The 22727-nt window shown below is 71.4% G+C and carries 23 protein-coding genes; 9 read left to right on the top strand and 14 right to left on the bottom strand.

Annotated features, from left to right (window positions below):
* Positions 1 to 52: 52 nt before the first annotated feature.
* Positions 53 to 1648 (bottom strand): FadD3 family acyl-CoA ligase, encoded by a 1596-nt coding sequence (locus ACFVWD_RS21315; protein ID WP_389598034.1) that lies wholly within the window; start codon positions 1646 to 1648, stop codon positions 53 to 55.
* Positions 1649 to 1749: 101 nt separating this feature from the next.
* Here ACFVWD_RS21315 and ACFVWD_RS21310 point away from each other — a divergent pair, with 101 nt between their 5' ends.
* Genes ACFVWD_RS21310 through ACFVWD_RS21300 form a run of 3 tightly spaced genes read left to right on the top strand, consistent with a single transcriptional unit; the run spans position 1750 to position 4118 of the window.
* Positions 1750 to 2898, top strand: coding sequence for a lipid-transfer protein (locus ACFVWD_RS21310; RefSeq protein WP_389598033.1), 1149 nt, complete (start codon positions 1750 to 1752; stop codon positions 2896 to 2898).
* 9 nt (positions 2899 to 2907) lie between these two features.
* Complete coding sequence (locus tag ACFVWD_RS21305; RefSeq protein ID WP_389598031.1) at positions 2908 to 3339, top strand: Zn-ribbon domain-containing OB-fold protein; 432 nt, start codon at positions 2908 to 2910, stop codon at positions 3337 to 3339.
* Positions 3315 to 4118 (top strand): enoyl-CoA hydratase/isomerase family protein, encoded by an 804-nt coding sequence (locus ACFVWD_RS21300; RefSeq protein ID WP_389598029.1) that lies wholly within the window; start codon positions 3315 to 3317, stop codon positions 4116 to 4118. Before ACFVWD_RS21305 ends, ACFVWD_RS21300 begins: the two co-directional genes overlap by 25 nt.
* 157 nt (positions 4119 to 4275) lie before the next feature.
* On the opposite strand, the gene ACFVWD_RS21295 is transcribed toward ACFVWD_RS21300, so the two are convergent.
* On the bottom strand, positions 4276 to 6600 hold the full coding sequence (locus ACFVWD_RS21295; RefSeq protein ID WP_389598027.1) for a PQQ-binding-like beta-propeller repeat protein: 2325 nt from the start codon (positions 6598 to 6600) through the stop codon (positions 4276 to 4278).
* A 160-nt stretch (positions 6601 to 6760) separates the two neighbouring features.
* Positions 6761 to 7513, bottom strand: coding sequence for a VOC family protein (locus ACFVWD_RS21290; RefSeq protein ID WP_389598025.1), 753 nt, complete (start codon positions 7511 to 7513; stop codon positions 6761 to 6763).
* A 167-nt stretch (positions 7514 to 7680) separates the two neighbouring features.
* On the opposite strand from ACFVWD_RS21290, the gene ACFVWD_RS21285 reads away from it, so the two are divergent.
* A complete protein-coding gene (locus tag ACFVWD_RS21285) occupies positions 7681 to 8316 on the top strand; it encodes a TetR family transcriptional regulator (RefSeq protein WP_101404450.1) in 636 nt (211 codons plus the stop codon).
* An 85-nt stretch (positions 8317 to 8401) separates the two neighbouring features.
* Here the strand turns inward: ACFVWD_RS21285 and ACFVWD_RS21280 are convergent, their stop codons facing one another.
* Positions 8402 to 8953, bottom strand: coding sequence for a nitroreductase/quinone reductase family protein (locus tag ACFVWD_RS21280; RefSeq protein WP_389598023.1), 552 nt, complete (start codon positions 8951 to 8953; stop codon positions 8402 to 8404).
* A complete protein-coding gene (locus tag ACFVWD_RS21275) occupies positions 8953 to 10143 on the bottom strand; it encodes an acyl-CoA dehydrogenase family protein (protein ID WP_389598021.1) in 1191 nt (396 codons plus the stop codon). Before ACFVWD_RS21275 ends, ACFVWD_RS21280 begins: the two co-directional genes overlap by 1 nt.
* A gap of 114 nt (positions 10144 to 10257) precedes the next feature.
* On the opposite strand from ACFVWD_RS21275, the gene ACFVWD_RS21270 reads away from it, so the two are divergent.
* The gene (locus tag ACFVWD_RS21270; protein ID WP_389598020.1) at positions 10258 to 11424 is read left to right on the top strand and encodes an acetyl-CoA acetyltransferase; all 1167 of its coding nucleotides are present in this window, start codon (positions 10258 to 10260) and stop codon (positions 11422 to 11424) included.
* Positions 11425 to 11487: 63 nt separating this feature from the next.
* Here the strand turns inward: ACFVWD_RS21270 and ACFVWD_RS21265 are convergent, their stop codons facing one another.
* From ACFVWD_RS21265 to ACFVWD_RS21250, 4 genes are all read right to left on the bottom strand, one after another.
* Entirely contained in the window at positions 11488 to 12438 is a 951-nt protein-coding gene (locus ACFVWD_RS21265; RefSeq protein WP_389598018.1) for an AraC family transcriptional regulator ligand-binding domain-containing protein, read from the bottom strand.
* Positions 12439 to 12630: 192 nt separating this feature from the next.
* Entirely contained in the window at positions 12631 to 13965 is a 1335-nt protein-coding gene (locus ACFVWD_RS21260) for a hypothetical protein (protein ID WP_389598016.1), read from the bottom strand.
* A complete protein-coding gene (locus tag ACFVWD_RS21255) occupies positions 13962 to 14150 on the bottom strand; it encodes a DUF397 domain-containing protein (protein ID WP_389598014.1) in 189 nt (62 codons plus the stop codon). Before ACFVWD_RS21255 ends, ACFVWD_RS21260 begins: the two co-directional genes overlap by 4 nt.
* Complete coding sequence (locus ACFVWD_RS21250; protein WP_389598012.1) at positions 14147 to 14941, bottom strand: helix-turn-helix domain-containing protein; 795 nt, start codon at positions 14939 to 14941, stop codon at positions 14147 to 14149. Before ACFVWD_RS21250 ends, ACFVWD_RS21255 begins: the two co-directional genes overlap by 4 nt.
* Positions 14942 to 15048: 107 nt before the next feature.
* Between ACFVWD_RS21250 and ACFVWD_RS21245 the strand changes: the two genes are divergently transcribed.
* Entirely contained in the window at positions 15049 to 15456 is a 408-nt protein-coding gene (locus ACFVWD_RS21245) for a hypothetical protein (RefSeq protein WP_168509272.1), read from the top strand.
* Between the two features lie 10 nt (positions 15457 to 15466).
* A complete protein-coding gene (locus tag ACFVWD_RS21240; RefSeq protein WP_389598010.1) occupies positions 15467 to 16132 on the top strand; it encodes a pyridoxal 5'-phosphate synthase in 666 nt (221 codons plus the stop codon).
* 120 nt (positions 16133 to 16252) lie between these two features.
* Here ACFVWD_RS21240 and ACFVWD_RS21235 read toward each other — a convergent pair whose 3' ends face one another.
* On the bottom strand, positions 16253 to 17158 hold the full coding sequence (locus ACFVWD_RS21235; RefSeq protein WP_389598008.1) for a GNAT family N-acetyltransferase: 906 nt from the start codon (positions 17156 to 17158) through the stop codon (positions 16253 to 16255).
* A gap of 229 nt (positions 17159 to 17387) precedes the next feature.
* On the opposite strand from ACFVWD_RS21235, the gene ACFVWD_RS21230 reads away from it, so the two are divergent.
* Entirely contained in the window at positions 17388 to 18902 is a 1515-nt protein-coding gene (locus tag ACFVWD_RS21230; RefSeq protein ID WP_389598007.1) for a metallophosphoesterase family protein, read from the top strand.
* 24 nt (positions 18903 to 18926) lie between these two features.
* Here the strand turns inward: ACFVWD_RS21230 and ACFVWD_RS21225 are convergent, their stop codons facing one another.
* The 3 genes from ACFVWD_RS21225 to ACFVWD_RS21215 form a co-directional block, all read right to left on the bottom strand.
* Positions 18927 to 19571, bottom strand: coding sequence for a GNAT family N-acetyltransferase (locus ACFVWD_RS21225; RefSeq protein WP_389598005.1), 645 nt, complete (start codon positions 19569 to 19571; stop codon positions 18927 to 18929).
* A gap of 30 nt (positions 19572 to 19601) precedes the next feature.
* Entirely contained in the window at positions 19602 to 20108 is a 507-nt protein-coding gene (locus ACFVWD_RS21220; RefSeq protein WP_389598073.1) for a Zn-ribbon domain-containing OB-fold protein, read from the bottom strand.
* 76 nt (positions 20109 to 20184) lie between these two features.
* Complete coding sequence (locus tag ACFVWD_RS21215; protein WP_389598004.1) at positions 20185 to 20637, bottom strand: DoxX family protein; 453 nt, start codon at positions 20635 to 20637, stop codon at positions 20185 to 20187.
* A 255-nt stretch (positions 20638 to 20892) separates the two neighbouring features.
* Here ACFVWD_RS21215 and ACFVWD_RS21210 point away from each other — a divergent pair, with 255 nt between their 5' ends.
* Positions 20893 to 22206: a flavin-containing monooxygenase gene (locus ACFVWD_RS21210; protein ID WP_389598003.1), complete on the top strand. Its 1314-nt coding sequence runs from the start codon at positions 20893 to 20895 to the stop codon at positions 22204 to 22206.
* A gap of 86 nt (positions 22207 to 22292) precedes the next feature.
* On the opposite strand, the gene ACFVWD_RS21205 is transcribed toward ACFVWD_RS21210, so the two are convergent.
* Positions 22293 to 22535: a hypothetical protein gene (locus ACFVWD_RS21205; protein ID WP_389598002.1), complete on the bottom strand. Its 243-nt coding sequence runs from the start codon at positions 22533 to 22535 to the stop codon at positions 22293 to 22295.
* Positions 22536 to 22727: the final 192 nt, after the last annotated feature.

Below are 22727 nucleotides of genomic sequence, written 5' to 3'. Positions count from 1 at the left end.
CCTGCGCGGCCGTCGTCCCCGCCGGATCACGCCTGAGCAGGCGGCCCGAGCCTCACCGTCCCCGCAGCTCCCCCTTCACCACCTTCCCGCCGGCGTTCCGTGGGAGCTGCGTGACGAACTCCACCACCCGCGGCACCTTGTAGTTCGCCATCTCGCGGCGGGACCAGGCGAGGAGGTCGTCGGAGGTGAGGACGGATCCCGGGCGGCGGACCACGTAGGCCTTGCCGACCTCGCCCAGCCGGCCGTCCGGTACGCCGATCACCGCCACGTCCGCGATGTCCGGGTGGAGGCCGAGGAGTTGTTCTATCTCGGCGGGGTAGGCGTTGAAGCCGCCGACGATGAACATGTCCTTGATGCGGTCGGTGATGCGGAGGTTGCCCGCCGGGTCCAGGACGCCCACGTCGCCGGTGCGCAGCCAGCCGTCCGGGGTCAGGACGCGGGCGGTCTCCTCGGCGTCCTCGAAGTAGCCCCGCATCACGTTGAAGCCGCGGACCAGTACCTCGCCCGGGGTTCCCGCCGGCGCCTCGACGCGTATCTCCACGCCCGGGATGGCGCGTCCCGAGGTCGACGCGATCACGGACGACGGGTCGCCCCGGCGGCACATCGTCACGAATCCGCTGGCCTCCGAGAGGCCGTACGCCGTCAGGACCGTCTCCACGCCCAGTTCGGTGCGCAGGCGTTCCACCAGGCGCAGCGGGACCACGGCGGCTCCGGTCACCACCAGCCGCAGCGTCGACAGGTCGTACGACGCCCGCGCCGGGTGGTCGAGGAGGGACTGGTGGAGGGTCGGCGGGCCGGGCAGGACCGTGACCCGCTCGGACGCGATGTTCGCCAGCACCGTGTCCACGTCGAACACCGGCTGCGGGATCATCGTCGCGCCCCGCATCAGACAGGCGAGCACCCCGGCCTTGTAGCCGAAGGTGTGGAAGAAGGGGTTCACGATCAGGTAGCGGTCCTCCCGGCGCAGACCGGCCAGCTCGCACCACACCTCGTACGCCCGCAGGCTCTGCGCGTGCGTGATCACGGCGCCCTTGGGCCGGCCCGTCGTACCCGAGGTGAAGACGATGTCCGAGGGCGCCGATCCCGGCACGGCCGCCGCCCGTTCCCGCACCTCCGCCGCCCCGACACCCTCGCCGTCCGCCAGGAAGTCCTTCCAGGTGCGGAAGTCGGCGGGGGCGTCGTCCGCCAGTACCACCACCTGTTCGAGGTGCGGGAGCCCGGGGAGGGGTCCGTTTCCGGCGCCCTCCCCCTCCTGTTCCTCCCCCGCCGCCCGTCGCAGCGACGCCACGTACGACGTCCCCAGGAACGTCCCCGTCACGAACAGCAGCCGCGCGCGGCTCCGGGACAGTACGTACGCCGCCTCGGCGCCCTTGAAGCGGGTGTTGAGCGGGACGAGCACCGCGCCCGCGGACACCGCGCCGAGGGCGGAGACGATCCAGTCCAGGGTGTTCGGCGCCCAGATGGCAACCCGGTCGCCGAGCCGTACGCCGTTCGCGAGGCAGGCGGCCGCCGCACGTTCGACGCGGGCGCCCAGCTCGGCGTAGGAGATCCGCGTACGGCCCTCGACGACGGCCTCGCGGTCCGCGAAGCGCGTCGCCGCCGACCGCATCAGCCCCGGGATGCTGCCCCACTCCAGGTCTCCGCGCATCTCACGCCTCCGTAGGCACGAACCCACTAGCTGACTACCCGTCAGATTAGCTGTAGCCTGACGGCCTGTCAGCAGTCGGGCCCTTCCGTGGAGGTGCACCCATGCCGGGGATCAAGGACGCCACCGCCGTCGTCGGCATCGGTCAGACCCCCTTCGCCAAGCAACTCCCCGAGTCCGAGAAGACCTTGGCCTGCCGCGCGATCCTCGCCGCCCTCGACGACGCCGCAATCGCGCCCTCCGAAGTCGACGGCCTCGCCTCCTACACCATGGAGGAGACCGACGAGGTGGAGGTCGCGAAGGCGGTCGGCCTCGGCGATCTCACCTTCTTCAGCAAGGTGGGCTACGGGGGCGGCGGCTCCTGCGCCACCGTCGCGCACCTCGCCGCCGCCGTCGCCACCGGTCAGGCGACGGTGGGCGTGGCCTGGCGGTCGCGCAAGCGCGGCAGCGGGCCGAGGCCGTGGAAGAACACCGCCGTCCAACTGCCCACCCCCGCCCAGTGGACCCGCCCCTTCGGGCTGCTCAGACCGGCCGACGAGATAGGCATGCTGGCCCGTCGCTACATGCACGAGTACGGCGCCACCCGCGACCACCTCTTCAACGTCGCCCTCGCCTGCCGCAACCGCGCCAACCAGAACCCCGCCGCGATGATGTACGAGCGCCCGCTGACCCGCGAGATGTACATGACCTCCCGCTGGATCAGCGAACCCCTCTGCCTCTTCGACAACTGCCTGGAGACGGACGGCGCGTTGGCGTGCGTGATCGTGTCCGCCGAGCGCGCCCGGGACTGCCGGCAGCGCCCCGTGTACGTCCACTCCGCCGCCCAGGGTCTGCCCGCCCAGCACCACGGCATGGTCAACTACTGGAACGACGACCCGCTCACCGGCCCCGCCTGGACGGCCGCCCGGCACCTGTGGAAACACGCCGACTTCACCCCGGACGACGTCGACGTGGCCCAGATCTACGACGCCTTCACCCCCCTCGTTCCGCTCTCCCTGGAGGGCTACGGATTCTGCGGACGCGGCGAGGGCGCGGCCTTCACGGAGGGCGGCGCACTGGAGATCGGGGGCCGGCTGCCTCTCAACACCGGCGGGGGCGGACTCAGCGAGGCGTACGTCCACGGCTTCAACCTCATCAACGAGGGCGTGAAGCAGTTGCGGGGCATGAGCACCGCCCAGGTACCCGGGGCCGCCACCTGCCTGGTCACGGCGGGGGAGGGCGTCCCCACCTCCGCGATCCTGCTGCGGAACTGAGGAGCCGAGATGACCGAGCCCCTTCTCACCCCCGTCCTCGACGACGACGGCGCGCCCTTCTGGGGGTACGCCGCCCAGGGCGAGCTACGGATCCAGGCGTGCGCCGACTGCGGCGAGCTGCGCTTCCCGCCCCGCCCCTGCTGTCCCCACTGCCAGTCTTTCGGCAGCGAGTGGCGACGCATGAGCGGACTGGGCCGCGTCTGGTCGTACGTCGTCCCGCACCCGCCGCTGCTCCCGGCGTACGCGGCCCTGGCCCCGTACAACGCGATCGTCGTCGAACTCGCCGAGGCCCCGCGCATCCGCCTGGTCGGCAACCTGGTCACGGCCCCGGGCGCACCGCTCGACTCCTTCTCCCCGGACCGGATCCGGATCGGAGCGCGGGTACGGGTGGTGTTCAGCGGGGAGGGGCTGCCGCAGTGGGTTCTGGACGGCCGGTCGTGAACGGCGGCGCGCTGCGGATCGCGACCGACAAGGACACCGGCGTCGCGGTCCTCACCCTGGACCGCCCGGAAAAACTGAACGCCATCGACGAGGCCCTGGCGTCCGAACTCTCGGCCGCCTGGCGGGCGTTCCGCTTCGACGACTCGGTACGGGCCGTGGTCCTCACGGGGGCGGGCGAACGGGCCTTCTCCACGGGCCTCGACCGCACCACCGAGACTCCCCAGCCCGCTTCCCCCTACATGGTCGACGACCCGCTCCTGCGCATCGGCCCGAAGGCCAACGACCTGTGGAAGCCGGTCGTCGCGGCCGTGCGCGGGATGGCGTGCGGCGGGGCCTTCTACCTCCTCGGGGAGGCGGAGTTCGTCGTCGCCGACGAGACCGCCACCTTCTTCGACCCGCACACGACGTACGGCATGGTCAGCGCGTACGAGTCCGTGTACGCGGCGCACCGGATGCCGTACGGGGAGGCGGCGCGGATGGCACTCATGGGGAACGCCGAACGGATGTCCGCGCGGCGGGCGTACGACATCGGGTGGGTGTCCGAACTCACCCCGCCCGGGGGTGCGTTGGAGGCCGCCGTCCGCTGCGCCACGGTGATCGCCTCCTACCCCTCCGAAGGAGTGCAGGGCACCGTCCGCGCGCTGTGGACGGCCCACGAGGCCGCCCGCGCCCACGCCTTCACGCAGGCGCCGCACCTCATCTCCCTCGGCAACCTGCCCCCGGCCCGGCAAGCGGCTCTGTTCTCCGCACGCCGACCGAACGGATTCCGGGTGCGGTGATGCGTCTGCGGCCGAGTGGGGTCTGGTCGCGCAGTTCCCCGCGCCCCTAAAAGCACCTGATGCGGGGGCCGGGGCGCAGCCCCGCCCCTCAGGGGCGCGGGGAACTGCGCGCCAAGCCCCCACCGTCCCGCAGCCGAATCACCGCACCCCGGGGGCCCTACGCCGTGCGGGCCGTCCCCGTCCCCTTCTCCGCGTCCAGCGCGTACACGCACCGGTCCTTGCTGCACGCGTACACCACCCCGTCCTTGACCACCGGCGCACCGGTGATCTCCCCGCCCGTCGCCAGCTTCCAGCGGAGCCGGCCGTCGTCCGCCTTCAGGGTGTAGAGGAGATGGTCCGTGGAGCCGAAGTGGATGCGGCCCTCGGCGACCGCGGGCGCGCCCACGAGGTCGCCCCCGGCCTGGAAGCGCCACTTCGGGGTGCCGGTGACCGCGTCGAGGGTGTACAACCCCTTGCCACTGCCGACGTGGACGTGGCCGGCGGCGACCAGGACGGGATCGATCGAGGAGCGGGCCTCGGTCGCGATGCGCCAGCGGTCGCGACCGTCCGTCGCGTCGAGGGCGTACACCGTGCCGAGGTAGTCGGCGAGGTAGACGCCGCCTCCCGTGACCGCGGGGCCCGGCACGAAGGTCGGCGGGGAGAGGAAGACCGCGGGGGCCTCGAAGTGCCAGCGGACGTGCCCGCTCGCGACGTCGACGGCGAGGACGCGGGTGCCCGCGGAGATGTAGACGTAGCCGTCGGGGGCGGACGTGATCCGTACGGGTACGCCTCCGCACGACGCCGCGTCGCCGATCGGGTACGACCACCGCTCCTCACCCGTACGGGCCTCCAGGGCACACAGCCGGGCGTCCTTCCAGACGTACACCGTGCCGTCGTGGACGGCGGGCCCGGCCTCCGGGGACTCGAAGTCGGTCTGGGCGCCGGTGATCTCCCAGAGTTTCTGGCCGTTGGAGGCCTCCCAGGCCTGGACACCGCCCCCGCGCGTACCGGTGATGACGGTCCCGCGGTCGGCCTTCAGGGAGTACACCCAGGCGTCCGTGGACAGCCGCCACAGGTCCGCGCCCTCCCGCGCGTTCAGGGCGAAGAGGGTGGGGCCGTCGGAGGCGTGGATGCGGCCGTCCGCGACCGCCATGGACCAGGCCACGTCCCGCGTCTTGAAGCGGCGGCGGCCGGTCGCGACGTCCAGGGCGTGGACTTCGAAGGAGGTGACGTAGACGAGGTCGCCCGCGACCGAGGGCGTACCCCAGACGTCGTTCGACATACGGAAGCGCCAGGGCCGCCAGCCGGACGGGGAGTCCGGTGCGGGCGGCGGAGCGACCGACGGCGCGGGGTCGGCGCCGTTGACGCCGACGCGCGGGCGGGACCAGGAGGCGGCGAGGCCCGCCTCCGGAGGAGGTGCCTTCACGGCGGCGGCACGGGCGTCGGCGACGCGCGGTCCGGGGCCGATGGGCACCTGGCCGCCCGCGAGCCGCACGGGGCCGGCGTCGGGCGCCCCGACGGGCACGGGAGCGTGCGAGGGCGGCGGAGGAAGGGCGGGGCGTCCGCCACCGCTGCGACCGCCGGAGGACGGGGGCTTCAGCGCCGGACGGCCCCCGCGGCGCGCCTCGATCAGGCCTACCGCCCGCTCGGGCAGCCACGCCGACGCCGTACCGCTGTCGTCGGAGCCGGAGCCGAAGAGGTGGGGTGCCAACTGGGCCTGGAGGTCGGCGGGGTTGGGACGGCCGGTCGCCTCCATCTGCATACAGGACTCGATGAGGGGGCGCAGCTCGTCCGGGAGGCCCTCCAGGTCGGGGCCCTCCCGCAGCAGCATGAAGACCGTCTCGACCGGGTTGGCGCCGTGGAAGGGCGCGTGCCCCGTGGCGGCGAACACCAGCATCGAGCCGAGCGAGAAGACATCGCTCGCACCGGTGACGCTGCGCGAGTCCTTCGCCTGTTCGGGGGACATGTAGGCCGGGGTGCCGACAGCGACGTTCGTCATCGTCAAACGGGTGTTCGAAACACCGGAGGCGATACCGAAGTCGATGACCCGCGGCCCGTCCTCCACCACCAGCACGTTCGAGGGCTTCAGGTCACGGTGGACGAGCCCGGCGCCGTGGATCGACTGCAGCGCCTCCGCGACGCCCGCCGCCAGCCAGCGCACCGCCTGGGCCGGCATCGGCCCGCACTCGTTCACTATTTCTTCGAGGGAGGGCGCCGGAACGTACGCGGTGGCCAGCCACGGCACGGCCGCGCGCGGATCGGCGTCGACCACGGCCGCCGTGTAGAAGCCGGAGACCGCTCGCGCGGCCTCCACCTCACGAGTGAAGCGGACCCGGAACAGCTGGTCCTCGGCGAGCTCGGTCCTGACCGTCTTGATCGCCACGCGCCGGCCCGAAGCCGAGCGCGCGAGATAGACCAGCCCCATGCCGCCGGCACCCAGCCGTCCCAGCACCTCGAACGGCCCGATCCGCCGCGGATCGTGCTGTGTCAGCTGATCCACCACTTGCCTGCCACCTCCCCGTACGAGCCACATCATCCACGTATGAACGCGGCCCCGTGCAGCGTCTCACCACCGCACCGCCATGGCGGCACGCACCCCGATTCTTCCTGTCCGGGCCACAGGTTGCGAACCCGGGGGCGGAACGGGGTGTCTCGGGACAAAATCACCGGCCCCGTACCTGGAGTACGGCGAACGACGCCCCTTGATTGTCCGTGACGACGGCCGCTCTTCCGTACGACGTGTCGAAAGGGAGTGTCTGGACGCGTCCGCCGAGCCGGTTCACCGTACCGAGAACCGCGTCGACGTCCTCCACTCCGAAGTGCACGAGGAAGTGCGGCGGCATCTCGGCCGGGAAGACGGCGGAGACCGGGGCGCGGCCGAAGTCGGGCGAGGCGTCGGGACCGAACAGGGCTTCGTGGAACAGGGTGCCGTAGAAACGGTCGACGGTTTCCGGGTCCCGCGCGTACAGCTCGGCCCAGCAGAAGGAGCCCGGCTCGTGCCGCTTGCCGAAACCGGGGTGAGTGCCCGCCTGCCACAGGCCGAAGACCCCGCCCTCGGGATCGGTCGCGAGGGCGGCCGTACCGTAGGGGCCCAGCCGAGTGGGCGCGGTGATCACCTGCCCGCCGGCCGCCTGGATCCGGGCCGCAAGCGCGACGGCGTCCGGGGTCGCGAACGACACCGTCCAGACGGTGGGCATCCGGCCGTCCCGCTTGGGGGTGAGGGCGGCGACGGGCTCTCCGTGATGGCGCGCCCACACGCCCTCCGTGTGCGGCCCGAAGCCCTCCCCGAAGGTCCAGCCGAACAGCTCACCGTAGAAGCGCCTGCCCGCCTCCACGTCGGGAAGCTGCGCGTCGACCCAGCAGGGGACGCCCTCCGAGTAGGCGTGCGTTGCGTCGGACGCCCGGGATACGGCCATGCGGCCAAGTTAACGGCCTTTCATCCACTCCGCGCGACGGCCCGGACACCCTCGGGCATCCCCCAGGGCCCCCCACTCGCCGCCCACACTCCCCCACGCACCCCATTTGCAGTCGGCCGAATCGCGCTCCGATCACCCCTCGGTAAGCTGACGGCATGACAGGACAAGTGCGTACCGTCGACGGCCGCGTGGCCGGACGGCGAGGGCAGGCGACCAGGCAGAAACTGCTCGACTGCCTCAGTGAAATGCTCAGCTCGTCGCCGTACCGGGACGTCAAAGTCATTGATGTCGCCCGGAAGGCGGGCACGTCGCCGGCGACTTTCTACCAGTACTTTCCGGACGTCGAAGGCGCCGTTCTGGAGATCGCCGAGCAAATGGCAGCAGAGGGCGCCGGGTTGACCCAGCTCCTCGAAGGGCGCTCCTGGGTCGGCAAGGCCGGCTGGGCGACCGCGCAGGAACTCGTTGACGGTTTCCTGGAGTTCTGGCGGAAGAACGAGGCGATTCTGCGCGTGGTCGACCTGGGTGCCGCCGAGGGCGACAAACGCTTCTACAAGATCCGAATGAAGATTCTCAACTCGGTGAACAACTCCCTCTCGGACTCGGTCGCCGAGCTCCAGTCCAAGGGCAAGGTCGACAAGGACGTGAACCCCGGGGCGATCGCCGGTTCGCTCGTCGCGATGCTCGCCGCGGTGGCCTCGCACCAGAAGGGCTTCCAGACCTGGGGGGTCAAGCAGGCCGAACTCAAGCCGAACCTGGCGCTCTTGGTGCACCTCGGGGTGACCGGGAAGAAGCCGACCAAGTAGCGCGACCGTATCTTCTGGGGCTCCTGTTCGGCCCACATCCTGTCATGCAGGCGGCAGTTCACTTCGTGGACTGCCGCCTGCTGCGCTATGCGCCGCGGCGCACGATGCGAAACAGCCTGATCTCACGATCGATCCGCGCCTGGTACGTGGCGTACGGCGGCCAGAACGCCAGCACCGCCTTCCAGACCGCGTCCCGCTCCTCCCCCTCCAGCAGACGGGCCGTCACGGGGATGTCCTCGCCCTGCCAGCTGATGACGGCGTCCGGATGGGCGAGGAGGTTGGCGGTCCAGGCCGGATGATCGGTGCGCCCGAAGTTGGACCCGACGAGAATCCAGCTGCCTGTCCGGCCGCCCGTCCCCTTCGGCCCCTCGGTCCCCTGTGCCCCCTCCGTCCCCTGTGCCCCCTCTGGCATACAGGCCAGTGGCGTGCGCCGCTCCAGCCCGCTGCGGGCCCCCCGCACGGTCAGCACGATCCCCGGCAGCAGCTGCGCGCTGAGCAGCACCTTGCCGCGCGTCAGCCGGTGCACCGCGCGGTCGAGGGCCGGGACGAGGTGCGGGGCGACCCGGGCGAAGACCCGCGTCGAGGACACCTTCTGCACACTCCGTACGACGGCTCGCGACCGGATTCCCGCCGCCATCAGACCGCCACCTCCGCGCCGTCGAAGAGCCGCGCCGCGTCGGCGGCGTACGCCCGCAGCCGGTGCACGGGCCCGAAGAGCAGCTCGTCGCCGGCCGCGCGCTTGAAGTACAGCTGGGCCTCGTGCTCCCAGGTGAAGCCGATGCCGCCGTGCAGCTGGATCGCCTCGGCGGCGGCCGTGCGCAGCGCTTCCAGGCCCTGGGCGAGCGCGAGCCCGCCGACCCTCTCGCCCCCGGCCCCCGCCGCCCAGGCGGCGTAGTACGCGGCGGACCGCGCCGCCTGCACCCGCACGTACACGTCCGCGAGCCGGTGCTTCACCGCCTGGAAGGACCCGATCGCCCGCCCGAACTGCTCCCGCTGCCGCACGTGGGCGACGGTCCGCTCCAGCGCCCGGTCGGCTCCGCCGACGGCTTCGACGGCGAGCAGGGCGGCCGCGCTGTCCCCGACGGAGGCGAGCGCGCCGAGCACGTCGCCGTCCTCCTCGCCCAGCAACTCGGCCCGCACCTGCCGCAATTGCACCCGCCCCTGCGCCCGCGTCTCGTCCAACGACGTCTGCCGCATCCGTACGAGTCCCTGGGCACCCTCCGTCACGAGGAAGATCCGGGTCCGGGCCCGGGCGAACCCCCCGGTGTGCGCGGCGACCAGCAGGAGCCCCGCGCTGTGCCCGTCGAGGACCTGTTCCACCTCCCCGTAGAGGCACCAGCCGCCCTCCTCGCCCCGCCGGGCCTGTACGCCCCCCGCCCGGCCGCCGCCCGCCCAGTCCCCGGCGTTGTCGCCGACCAGGCAGAGCGCGGTGGGAAGCCCGGCGCCCGGTACCGCGAGGGCGGCGGTCAGCTCGCCGGCCGCGATCCCGGGCAGCAGCGCGGCGCGCTGTGCGTCGGTGCCGAGGGCGAGGATCAGCGGGGCCGCGAGGGCGGCCGTGGCGAGCAGCGGCGAGGGCGCGAGGGCCCGCCCCGACTCCTCGCAGGCGAGGGCGAGGTCGGCGAACGAGCAGCCGACCCCGCCGTACGCCGTGGGCAGGGCGAGCCCCGGCAGCCCGAGCTGCTGTGCGAGTGCCTCCCAGAGCCCGGTGTCGTATCCGACCCCGGTGCGCACGGCCGACCGCACCTCCTCCGGACCGCAGCGCTTGAGCAGGAGTTCCCGCAGGGTGCGGCGGATCTCGTCCTGTTCGGCGGTGAAACGGGCGTCCATGGCCAGGCCCTTTCTCCCGATCTGACGGCCCGTCACATTAGCGCCGTGCGGTACGGATGCCCAGAGCCACGACGACCTCCCGCGCGCCGCCGTATCTGATGTACCGTCAGATTCATGACTCCGGGGAAGCGCAAGATCGCCGTCGTGGGTGTCTCCCTCTCGGACTGCGGTCGCGTGGACGACGCGACGCCCTACGCCCTGCATGCCCAGGCCGCCAGGCGTGCGCTGGCGGACGCGGGGATGGACCGCTCGCTGGTCGACGGGTTCGCGTCGGCGGGCCTCGGCACCCTGCCACCGGTCGAGGTGGCCGAGTACCTGGGCCTGCGCCCCACCTGGGTCGACTCCACCGCCGTCGGCGGCTCCACCTGGGAGGTCATGGCCGCGCACGCGGCGGACGCGATCGCGGCGGGCCACGCCCGCGCCGTCCTCCTCGTCTACGGCTCGACCGCCCGCGCCGACATCAGGGCGGGCCGCCGCACCGGCAACCTCTCCTTCGGCGCCCGGGGTCCTCTCCAGTTCGAGGTCCCCTACGGCCACACGCTCATCGCCAAGTACGCGATGGCCGCGCGCCGCCACATGCACGAGTACGGCACGACGCTCGAACAGCTCGCGTCGGTGGCCGTCCAGGCGCGGGCGAACGCGGCGCTGAACCCGGAGGCGATGTTCCGCACCCCGATCACCACCGACGACGTCCTGTCCGGCCCGATGATCGCCGACCCCTTCACCAAGCTGCACTGCTGTCTACGCTCCGACGGCGGCGCGGCGGTGCTGCTGACGGCCGAGGAGTACGTACGGGACTGCCGTACGGCCCCGGTGTGGATCCTCGGCACCGGCGAGCACGTCTCGCACACGACGATGTCCGAGTGGCCGGACTTCACCGTCTCCCCCGCGGCGGTGAGCGGACGCCTCGCCTTCGAGCGGGCGGGGGTGCGGCCCGACGAGATCGACGTGGCCGAGATCTACGACGCCTTCACCTACATGACCCTCGTGACCCTGGAGGACCTGGGCTTCTGCGCGAAGGGCGAGGGCGGTCAGTTCGTGGAGAAGGGGCGCCTGACAGTGGGCGGGGAGCTGCCCGTGAACACGGACGGGGGCGGACTCTCGGCCCAACATCCAGGCATGCGGGGCCTGTTCCTCCTGGTGGAGGCCGTACGGCAACTGCGCGGGGAGGCCGGGGAACGGCAGGTCAGGAAGGCGGGCGGACGCCTTCCCGAGCTGGCGGTGGCCTCCGGGACGGGCGGGTGGTTCTGCTCGTCGGGGACAGTGGTGCTGGGGCGGTAGGGGCCGTTGGTGCTCGGACGGTCGGCCCCGTCGGCGCTGGGGCGGTAGGGGCCGGGCAGCGGTTCAGCGTGCGGCCCAGCGGCGTCTGGCCCGGCGCAGGGCGCGGGCGTCGGAGTAGCCGAGGAGACCGGCCTTGCCGCCGGAGGGCGCGGCCGGGTGCCGGTGGAGCCGCGCGAACTGCGCCTGCCGGGCGCGGTCGACCTCATGGCGCCAGGTGGTGCCCGACTCGGCGAGCCGGCGCTGGAGAGTTCTGGGGCTCGTCGCCAGCCGTCGCGCGACGGAGGTGAGGGAGAGGGGGTCCTCCGTGAGCACCGCGGCGGCCAGCGCCTGCTGGACGCGGTCGGGCCAGCTGGTGGGGCGCGGCTGGATGCGCGGCAGCGAGGCCGCGTGGCGCTCCATGATGGCGGCGAGGGCGGGATCGGCGGTGCGCAGCGGCAGCTCCAGATCGGCGGCGCGCAGGGTCACGCTGTCGGTGTCGGCCCCGTACGTGATCCGGGTGGTGCCGAGGAAGTCGCTGAACATGGTGGACCTGCGCGGTGCGCGCTGCCGCAGGCTGACCTCCACGGCTCCGATCGGCCGTCCGGTCGCCCAGCGGGAACGGGAGAGCAGGTCGGACATCCCGGTCTGGATGGCCAGCTCCCGCCCCCGGTCCTCGTCCTCGGCCAGCGAGAAGGTGACCCGCACGACTCTCTCCGTGGCGGCCACGACGGCGTACTGCCCCACACCGGTGATCAGGTCCACATACCGCCCGCTCGCCGCGTAGCCCTCCCCGAGAGTCCGTGCCGTGGTGAACAGGTAGTCGTAGACACCGAGTTGGCCGGGCGCGAAGTCGGCGCCGACGCGCAGTCCGACGTCGGGCACACCATGGTGGTGCTCGGCCAGTACCAGGGTCCGCAGGAAACAGTCGTTGGCGACGGTGATGTCGTCGCTGTCCATGGCCCACGCCGGGATCCCCGCTTCCCGGGCGAGGCGGCCGGCCTCGTACCCGGTTCCCGCCGTTCTCGCGAGCACCATCTTCGGCAGGGCAACGCTGTACAAAACAGGCACCTCACAACACCGCGGCGGTGACTGGCGTGTTCAGCCGCGTCGCTGACACGTTCGGTCCTCCCGCACAGGCCGATCCGCGCCACATCTTAGAGGCAGCGGAAAACGCAACAGCCTCTTCCGTTCCCTGGCGTCACGGGGGTGCGCCAGGGACACGGAAGGTCAAGGCAGAACGGTGACAGGAGCCGTGTCGTTGGCCGGGTTCGAATCGCGGCGGCCCGTGGACGGCTCGGTGTCCTGGAGGGCCACGCCGCCCTGCCCCGGACCGTCGAGGCTCAGGGTGAACTCGAAGTCACGGGTCTTGCCGGGGTCGAGTCGGCCCACGAGGCAGCTGTACGCCGGGCCGTCGGAGTCGCAGTACGGCTCGTACGCGTCCACGTCGATGGCCTCCATGGGTTCTTCCAGCACGGTGCCGGGCGGCGGCGTGAACAGCAGCTTCGTGCCGGCGCCGGGGATGCCGGGCCCGTTGTTGCGGACCTTGAGCCGCAGCGAGCGCTTCGTGCCGGGGGTGCCCCGCAGTTCGACGCCGAAGACCTCGTAGTCGGCGTGGGTGTCCAGACGCACGTCGGTGAAGACGTCTCCCTCGGCGAACGTGTCGTCGGTGTCGTCGGCGCCGCGCACGGCCTCGGCAGTCAGGGGCGGGCCGTCACCGTGGTCGCCGCCCGGCGGCACCACGGTGTACTGCCCGGGCCCCGAGTCCAGCGGCCAGGCCTCCTGGCTGAAGGAGCCGTACATCCGCGTCTTCGACGCGCGCAGGCGCAGGGCCGGGTGCAGGACGACGGTCCCACCCGGCGGGATACGCAGTCCGGGAAAGCGGCAGACGGCCGTGTGGCCGTGATGCTGGGGTGGGTAAAGGCAGTTGGCGTACCGCTGCCGGAAGTCCATTCCTCCGGAGCCGAGTTCGAGGGCGAGCCCCTTCACCGGCACCTCGCCGTCATTGCGGACGACGACCGGTACGGTCACGTCGGCGCCGGGGCGCACGTCCTTGATGACCTTGAGCGTTCGCACCTTCACCACGGGCTCCCCGACCACGACCCGGGTGCGGGTGGTGAGCGTCTTCCCGTTCTTCGTGGTGAACGTGAAGCGCACGATGCCTGTGTCGCCGGGTTTGCTGCCCTCGGCGGCGACCGGGTGGACACGGTCCAGGTCCGACCAGCTGTCGTAGGCACCGCTGACGTCGCAGATGGCACGCACGGTGTCGTTGACGCACCGGGTCCCGCCCTTGTGCAGACCGACCGCCTTCAGCCGTACGACGCCCTCGGACCCGCGCACGTCGACGGTCAGCCGGTGATCCTGCGTGCCGTAACGGCTGGTCGCCTTGACGTCCTCGGCCTGCAGATGGAACGGCATCTTGGCCTTGGGCCCGGATTTGTCACCGACGGGGCGCAGGTAGAAGACCTCGGGGGCGGAGATCCAGGACTTGGGCTCCGCGAGGCCGCAGGCGGCGAGGGGGAGCAGGAGGGCGCCACCGAGAGCGACGCCCGAGGAGCGCCTCAACGGACGGTACGGAGGAAGGCGGTCCAGGTGGTGGGGGTGATGGTGAGGGTGGGGCCGGTGAGGTTCTTTGAGTCGCGGATGTGGATGGTGGTGGGGGCGGTGGTGGGGGTGGCTATTTCGAGGCAGGCGCCGCCCTCGTTGTTGCTGTAGCTCGACTTGAACCAGTTCAGTTCGGTCGCGTTCACAGTTCTCCAGCCTTCTGCTTGATCAGCTCCTCGGACTCCCAGGGGTTGAGCGCCTGGGCCCGCAGGATGCCGAAGATTTCGAACAGATCGGTCACCTGCTCCGGCTTGTGGATCAACTTATCGCCGCCATGGGCCTCCACGTACACCAGATTGCGCCCCTCCTCGGTGCCCATCAGCTGCATCGGCCCGTTCAGCCCGGCGTGCGTATGCCGCTTGGTCGGCATCACCTGAACCGTGAGGTGCTGCCTCATCGTCCGGATGCACTCCAGGATGTGCAGCAACTGTCCCTTGAGCACTTCCGCACCCCCGAGATGCCGTTCCAGTACGGACTCCTCGATCACGTAGCCCACGTACGGCGGCGGGTTGCGCGTCAGCACCGACTGCCGTTCCAACCGAGCCGTTACGTGCCCCTCGATCTCCTCCTCAGTGAACGCAGGCCGCCGCGCTTCGTACAGCGCCTGCGCGTGATCCCGGGACTGAAGCAGCCCCGGGATCAGCATGTTCTCGTACGCGCTGATCACCCGCGCGTGCCGTTCCAGCCGCACCCAATTGACGAAGGTGGGCGCGTACTTCTCCTCCTCCATCATCTCGATGCACGCGACGAGCGCACCCCTCGCGTCCAGCCCGTTGTCCGCGTCCTTGAGGAACTGGATCGGCGGAATGCGTTCCGCCCTCTCGTACGACCCGAGGCACCCCTCGGAGACCAGCAACAACTCCCCGGCCTCCTTCTGCGTCAGCCCCCGCCGCCCCCGATGAATCCGCAGCAACTCCCCCACCAACCTGCGCCCCACGGACACCCCACCATTCGCCCCCACAACGACCACCATCCTCCCCACAACCGGCAATGTGGACCGTGTTCACCTAGTCACGCTACGCAACCACCGCCACGCTCATAGTCATGACGAACAAACTCACCCCGAATTGGGTCCCAAGGTCCGGGCTTCAACTACGCCTCGCCGGGGTCCACTTCGACGCCATCCGGGTGTGCGGCGTACGCGGGGAAGCCGTGCTGCACCACCTCGTCGCGCTCACCGACGGTCACCCCGGACCGGTCGTCAGGGAATCCAACGGCTGCCGGTGGACGTACTTCCTGCTGGCACCCGGGGAGGGCGCGGAGCACGACTGGCCGCCCGGGGCCCGCCGGTTCACTCGCTCGGCGCACGACGAGTACGTGGGCGTACCCGCGCCGGAGGGGAACACGTACCCCCTGAGCTGGGGGCACGGCGCACCGGAGGTGGGTGAGTTCGTGGACGCGGAGCTGCTGCACGGGGTGCTCATGGCGCAGCTTTGCCGGACCTCCGAGTGATACTCGGGGCATGGGAACGGATCTTCACGAGCTGCTCAGGTCACTGCGGGTGTGGGACGTAGAGCTGCCCACCTTCGACCCGGCATCCGCACCCGCCGAACCACTCCCGCTGTTCACGGAGTGGTTCGCGGAGGCGGTCGCCGCGGGGCAGAGCGAACCGCACACGATGTCGCTGGCGACGGCGGACGAGGACGGGCTGCCCGACGTCCGGATCGTGATGCTGCACGGCGCGGACGCGGACGGCTGGGCCTTCGCGAGCCATGTCACCAGCCGCAAGGGCCGCCAGCTGGCCGCGCGCCCGTACGCCGCGCTGAGTTTCTACTGGCCCGCTCAGGGCCGCCAGATCCGGCTGCGGGGCCCGGTCGAGGTCGCCCCGGCCGAGGAGGGGCAGGCGGATCTGCACGCCCGTTCGACGGGGGCGCTGGCCGCCGCGCTCGTGGGCGGGCAGAGTGAAGTGCTCGGTTCCGTAGAGGAGTTGGGGCGGGCCTCGGATGCCGCTTGGGACCGCGCTCAGCGCGAGCCCGACGCCCCTGCCCCGACGTGGACCCTCTACCGCCTCCGGCCGGAAGAGGTGGAGTTCTTCCAGGGGGACGCGAGGCGTCGGCACGTACGGCTCGTCTACCGCCGTACGGAACCCTCTTCGGAGGGCTGGCGCAAGGAGCTGCTCTGGCCCTGAGACTCGGGACCGCTCAGGTGGGCCTGGGCGCGTTTACAGAAGGCTGTCACGGGGCGGCCGCGGTCGTCGCCGCGCACCGGCTCACGGGCGGCTACTTCACCTGGTTCTGGCGAGGCAAGCTCAGCCGTTCACGGCCGAGAAGGTGACGAAGTCGTAGACGGCGAAGTCGGCGACTGGGCGGTAACCGATGCGCTGGTAGAGGCCGTTGCTGGTCGGATTGGCGAGGTCGGTGAAGAGGAGCACCTCGTCCGCTCCGGCGGCCAGCGCGGCCCTGCTGACCTCGGCGGTGGCGGCCCCCGCGTAGCCGCGTCCGCGCAGGGGCGCCGGGGTGTAGACGGGGGCGACCCGGATCTGCCCGGCGATCAGGGGGGTCGCTCCGGCCATGGCCACCGGCGTGCCGTCCGGCGTCTCCCAGAGCGTGACACCGCCGTACGCGATTCGGCTCTCGGCCCAGCGGTCCTGGTCCTGCCTCTCGTTCCGCCCGAAGATCCCGGCGAACTCGGAGTACCAGCGCGCGACGAGCGCGTGGTCGCTCTCGCCGGCCACCCGGGCGCGGCCCGGCGGAACGGGCGTCGGCGGCGTGAGCGTGCCGAGCCGGTAGAGCCGTTCGCTTCTCCTGAGTTGGGCCCGCGCGCCGGCATGGCGCTCCCAGGCGGCGGCGAACTCCGCGGCCGTGTCCACCGGACCGCCGACGCCCGGGAACGAGTACCCCTCGTCCGCGAGCCGCGCGGCCAGCGCGTCGATGTCCTCCGCCGGGAGGTCGGTGAGGTTGAGCTGGTACGGCGGTGTGTGGAACAGCACGGCCGACACTCCACCGACCCCGCCGACATGACCATCCGCGTCCGCGAGCCGCCCGAAGAACGGCGCCTCCTGCCCGTACACGTCCGGCCCTCGTCTGCGCAGCGCGTCGGTCACGGACAGCGCCACGGTGTGCGCCGCGGGCCGCGAGCGCAGGAAGTCCCCCGCGCTCGTGAGGAATTCGTCCAGATCGCGGGTGAACACCCAGCCGCGCGCGTCACGAGTCATACCCGGCATGATCCCGCTCACGGCATGCCCGGTGCCTCCGGTTTTTTTCCTGGCCCGCGCACCGTGCCTGCCCTGGCCGGCGGCCCGGCCCGGTCCCTCACGCGTGACCGTGTAGGCCGTTCGCCTCCGTGGTGGTGCACGGGTCGACACCGTCGATGACCATCCAGGTGTGCCCCCCGGCAATGAAATGCATCGGTATGTCCGGGGTACCCGAACGAAGGAACTGGACATGCGGTATCGAATCGTCGCCCTCGCCGTGGTGAGCGTACTGGCCATGGCGGTCCCGGCCGGCGCGACTACCCCACGGATCGCGCCCGCCGGCGCGGGGCCGAAACCCCCCGGGCCGACGCCACCCCCCGGAACGACACCTCCGCCCGGGGCGCCGAACGGCGAGGCCTGGGCATGGACCCAACTGACCAGCGGCGGCACCCAGATCCGGTACGTGTCCACGGACACCAGCCAGACGTGTCCCGTCGTGCGCTACACCCTGGGAGGGACCCGGAATCCGTTCACCCTGCACCGGCTGAGCACTCCCATGGGGTCACAGTTCCCGACCACCGTCTGTCAGCGGACGGTGCCTCTCACGGCCTCCGACGCGGTGCTCGAACAGACGTCGATCCAGGCGGCCACGGTACATCCCGCGAACCGTCAGCTCCCCTTGCCGAAATGGACCTCGAAGACGCGTCCCGGCAAGATCGCCGTCATCGGCGACGCGGGCTGCGAGGTCCCGACGACCGGTCCCGTGCAGAACTGCGCGAACCATCAGACCGGCTGGCCCTTCCAAGGGATCGCGGACAGCGCGGCCGGCGTGACGAAGCCAGATCTCGTGGTCCACACCGGCGACTACCTCTATCGGGAGGACCCCGGCAGGGCGAACGACAAGGCGGCGAATCCGGGCTGCACGACGTTCGCCGACAGAGCCAGTTGGGACTGTGTCGTCGCCGACTTCTTCAGGCCCGCCGAAGCGCTGCTGGCCGCGGCGCCGATCGCGCTGACCCGGGGCAACCACGAAGACTGCAACGCGGCACAGCAGGGCGGCGCGGGCGGCACGTGGTTCCGCTACCTCGCCGACGATCTCCGCTCCAACGGATCGTGCAGCCGATACTCGGCGCCCTCGCTGATCCCTGCCGGCACCCTGACCCTCGCGTCCGTGGACTCCTCGTTCGCCGACCCGAACGACAGCGGAAGCACAGCGCACCGGAACATCTACGCCGGGCAGTTCCAAGCCGTGAACCAGGCCGCGCTCCAGAACCCCACCAACGACTACTTCGTGGTCACGCACAAGCCGCTGTGGATGGTGACAGGGGCCGGCCAGCCGCCCAACTCGGCGGAATGGCGGACTCACGTCCTCGACGCGGCTGTCGCCGACACCCCCCAGCACCGGCTGGCGGACAACGTGCGACTGGTGCTGTCGGGGCACGTCCACCTCTACCAGATGCTCGATTTCAACACCTCCCGCCCGCCCCAGCTGACCGTGGGTTCCTCGGGCGGACCACTGGACAAGGGCCCGAACGACAACAATGTCGTGGGACAGCTGATCGGCACGCCCTTGCAGGCCGTCCATAAGTCGATCACCGCGGAAGCGAACCCTCCGGGAGGCGTGGGGGTCTTCGGATACGCGGTCCTCGAAGACAACGGCGGGACCTGGAAGCTCGCCTTCCATGACACGGCCGGTAGTCCCGTAACGGGCACGTCCTGCACGTTGAGTGCGAGCAAGACCAACAAGTCGTTCGCCTGCCCTTGAGTCAGACCGGCGGGTCAAGGAGGGTCAAGGAGTCGGGGCCGGGTCCTGTCGGGGCCCGGAGCCCGTCGGCGGCAGCGTCGGCTCCGGGTCCGTCGCGATCCGTGCGTGCAGGTGGACGTCCCGGAACGCGTCGTGCCGCCCCGACTCGAACATCGCCTCCCGCAGCGTCCCCTCGTACGGGAACCCGCACCGCTCGGCGATCCGGCAGGACGCGTCGTGGCCGAGGGCGTGGCCCAGTTCGATGCGGTGCAGACGCACGGCGCCGAAGGCGTAGCGGGCGGCCAGGGCGAGGGCCCGGGTGGCGACCTGGTGGCCGCGGGCCTCCGGAAGGACCCAGTAGCCGACGATGCCGACGCGTATGACGTGGTTGATGTCGTTGACGCCTATGTGACCGAGGGTCGTACCGGTGGCCGCGTCCGTGATGCAGAAGGCGACAGCGGTGCCGTCGGCGACGGCCTCGGCGCGCGAGCGGAGCGAGTCGCGGGCGCTGTCCAGGTCCCGGACGAGCTTGACCGGGGTGTTCCAGCGCTGGAACTCCGGGTCGGACAGCCCGCGCAGCCAGGTCTCGACATCGGCCTCGGATTCCGGGTCCCAGGGGCGCAGCCGCAGGCCGTGGCCGTCGAGCACGGGGAAGGGGTGGGCGAGGGACTTCTCGTGAACGTCGGACATCCGGCCATTATTCACAGGAGCCGAAGGGGGTCAGGAAGTGGTTTTCGACGCGGAGGAGGGGGATGGGACGGCGGAGGAAGGGGATGGGACGGCGGAGGAAGGCGGCGGGACTGCGCCGGACCGTGGCCGGAACACGGGCACCCCCGCCCTGAACGTGACCTCCAGCCCCATGCCGATCCGCAGCGCGTCGCCCTCGCACTCCACCACCTCGGTCATCATCCGCGGCCCCTCCGCGAGGTCGACGACCGCGGCGACATACGGCACCCGCTCGCCGAACGGCGGGAGGTCGTTGCGGTGCACGACGGACCAGGTGTAGAGCGTGGCGTGGCCGCTCGCGGGCTGCCAGCGCACGTCCTCGCTCCAGCAGTGCGGGCAGAACTCCCGGGGGTAGTGGTGGGCCCGGTCGCAGCCCGCGCAGTGCCGGATCAACAGCCGGCCCTCCGCCGCCGCGTCCCAGTACGGCCGGGTGAAGGCATCGACTTCGGGCAGATCGAAACGCGCCCCGCCTGGCGCCCGCGTCCTGTCCGCCGCACGCACTTCGCCCGACGGACGCTCCCCGCTCGACGCGCGCTCCCCGCTCACGAGCACACCCCGACCCCGATCGACCCGCGCCTCACGAGAAGAGCCCGATCGCACTGTCCAGCGACCACGTCTGCCACCCCATCCCGAAGAAGGCGACGACCGAGATCAGCGCCATCATCGCGTTCTGCCCCTGCTCGGCCCAGTCGTGGATCATGAGCGTGAAGTACAGGACGTTGAGGAGCAGCCCGCCGATCAGCGCGATCGGCGTCAGGAACCCGGCCACCAGTCCCAGTCCGAGGGCCAACTCCGCGTACACGACGACGTACGCCATCGTCCGCGGCCTGGGCGCGACCACGACGTCGAAGCCGGAACGCACCGCGTTCCACCGGTGCTTGCCCGCGACGTCCGCCGCCCACGCGATCCCGGTCCCCCGCTCGAACCAGCCCTTCTTGTCCTTGTGCCGCCAACTCTCCAGCCACCACAGCCCGAGCCCGATCCGCAGCACGGCCAGCCACTCCGCCCCGCCGAGCCAGATCGTGTCCATGGCAGTCCACGCCCCCTTCGGTATCTGACGGTACGTCAGTTCAGCGCACGGAGGGCGCACGCGCAAGAGGCGTACGCCACCCTCCGTTCCCGTTCACTCCTCACCGCCCCTCACCACTCCTCACCATCCTTCGAACACAACCAAGTGACCTACGCCACCGGCCCCACCCACTCCTCCTACAGTCGTGATCAGTTCGCAACCGATTCCGGGCTTGACCGAGACCTATCAAGTGACGACGTGATTACGCTCGCGCTCATGGCCGACTCGACTGCTTCCTCCACATCCCGCCCGGTGCCGTCGCACGAAGACCGCCCCGTGTACGTGATAGGCGGCGGCCCCGGGGGGCTCGCGACGGCGTACGCGCTGCGCGCCCAAGGCGTACGGACCGTCGTACTGGAGAAGTCCGACCAGGTCGGAGCGTCCTGGCGGCGCCACTACGACCGGCTGCATCTGCACACGACCCGTCGGTTGTCCGGCCTGCCCGGCCTCGCGATGCCGCGCTCCTTCGGGCGGTGGGTCTCCCGCGACAACGTGGTGCGCTACCTGGAGAAGTACGCCGAGCACCACCAGCTGGAGATCGTCACGGGCGTCGAGGTCTCGCGCGTCGAGCCCGCCCCGGGCGGCGACGGCTGGCTGCTGCACGCCACCGGCGGCCGTGAACTGACCGGCAGCGCCGTGGTTGTCGCCACCGGCCACAACCACACCCCGCGCCTCCCCGACTGGCCCGGCCGCGACACATACACCGGCGAACTCCTGCACGCCGGCGACTACCGCAACCCCGCCCCCTACGCCGGCCGTGACGTCCTCGTCGTCGGCGTCGGCAACACGGGTGCCGAGATCGCCGTGGACCTGGTCGAGGGCGGCGCCTCCCGGGTACGGCTCGCCGTGCGCACCGCGCCGCACATCGTGCGCCGCTCCACGGCCGGCTGGGCCGCCCAGTTCACCGGGATCGTCGTACGACGGCTGCCGGTGCGCCTCGTCGACGCGCTCGCCGGACCGATGGCCAAGGTCAGCGTGCCGGACCTGTCGGCGCACGGGCTGCCCCGCCCCGACACCGGCCTCTACTCCCGCGTCAACGAAGGCTCCATCCCCGTCCAGGACGTCGGCCTCATCAACGCCGTCCGCAAGGGACGGGTCGAGGTCGTGGCCGCGGTGGAGGGTTTCGAGGAGGACAAGGTCGTCCTCGCCGACGGAAAGCGGATCGGCCCGGACGCCGTGATCGCCGCGACGGGGTACGTACGCGCCCTGGAGGGCATCGTCGGCCACCTCGACGTCCTCGACGGGCGGGGCCGCCCGGTCGTGCACGGCGCCCACACCCCGAAGAAGGCACCCGGCCTCTACTTCACCGGCTTCACCAACCCCATCAGCGGCATGTTCCGCGAACTCGCCCTCGACGCGGAGAAGATCGCGAAGGCGGTCGCGAGGACCGCGGAGAAGGCGGAGAAGGCGGCGGCCAAGGCGGAGGAGAGAGCAAAGCAGGCGGCAGCCAAGGCGGAGAAGAAGGCGGCGACGAAAACCAGGGCGAAAACGGGGGCGCGCGACACGGGAGACACCCGCGCCGCGCACTGAGGAAACGGTGGATGCCGACCTCACCGGTCGTGCCGGACACCGCCGCGTCGATCCGCAGCTGGAAGGCGTACGTGTGCTCGGCACCCTCAGACACCGAGTACGGGGGAGCGCACAGACACCGAGTACGGGAGAGCGCAGTCGTACCGCGGGGCGCCCGTCCGCTGCCCGGAGTACCCGTCCGTGAGGGTGTGCGGGACGCAGTCCACGGGGACGCCGGTGACCGTCATATCGGTCGGGACGACCAGCCTGACCTTGGCGGCCAGGTCGCCGGAGCCGAGGTTCGCGAACCAGGCCGGACCGTTGTTCTTGAAGGTGAGCGGGGCGGTCACCGTCTGGTTCCGGCCCCGTGCGCGGCGGGTACGAACCAGTTGCCCGCCACCCGTGCACGCGCTCGCCCCCGCCGCGGCACACCCGGCGGCGCGCCGGGTGTGCGGCGATGAACAGCGGGGTGCCCAGCCTTTTGCTTGCACGACGGTTCCTGACGCGGCGTCAGTTAAGTAATCTGACAGTGCGTCAGTTAA

Source organism: Streptomyces sp. NPDC058086 (assembly GCF_042885015.1).
In the GTDB taxonomy this organism is placed as follows: domain Bacteria; phylum Actinomycetota; class Actinomycetes; order Streptomycetales; family Streptomycetaceae; genus Streptomyces.
The sequence above is the reverse complement of the archived record's forward strand: the minus strand, read 5'-3'. Positions and strand labels throughout refer to the sequence as shown.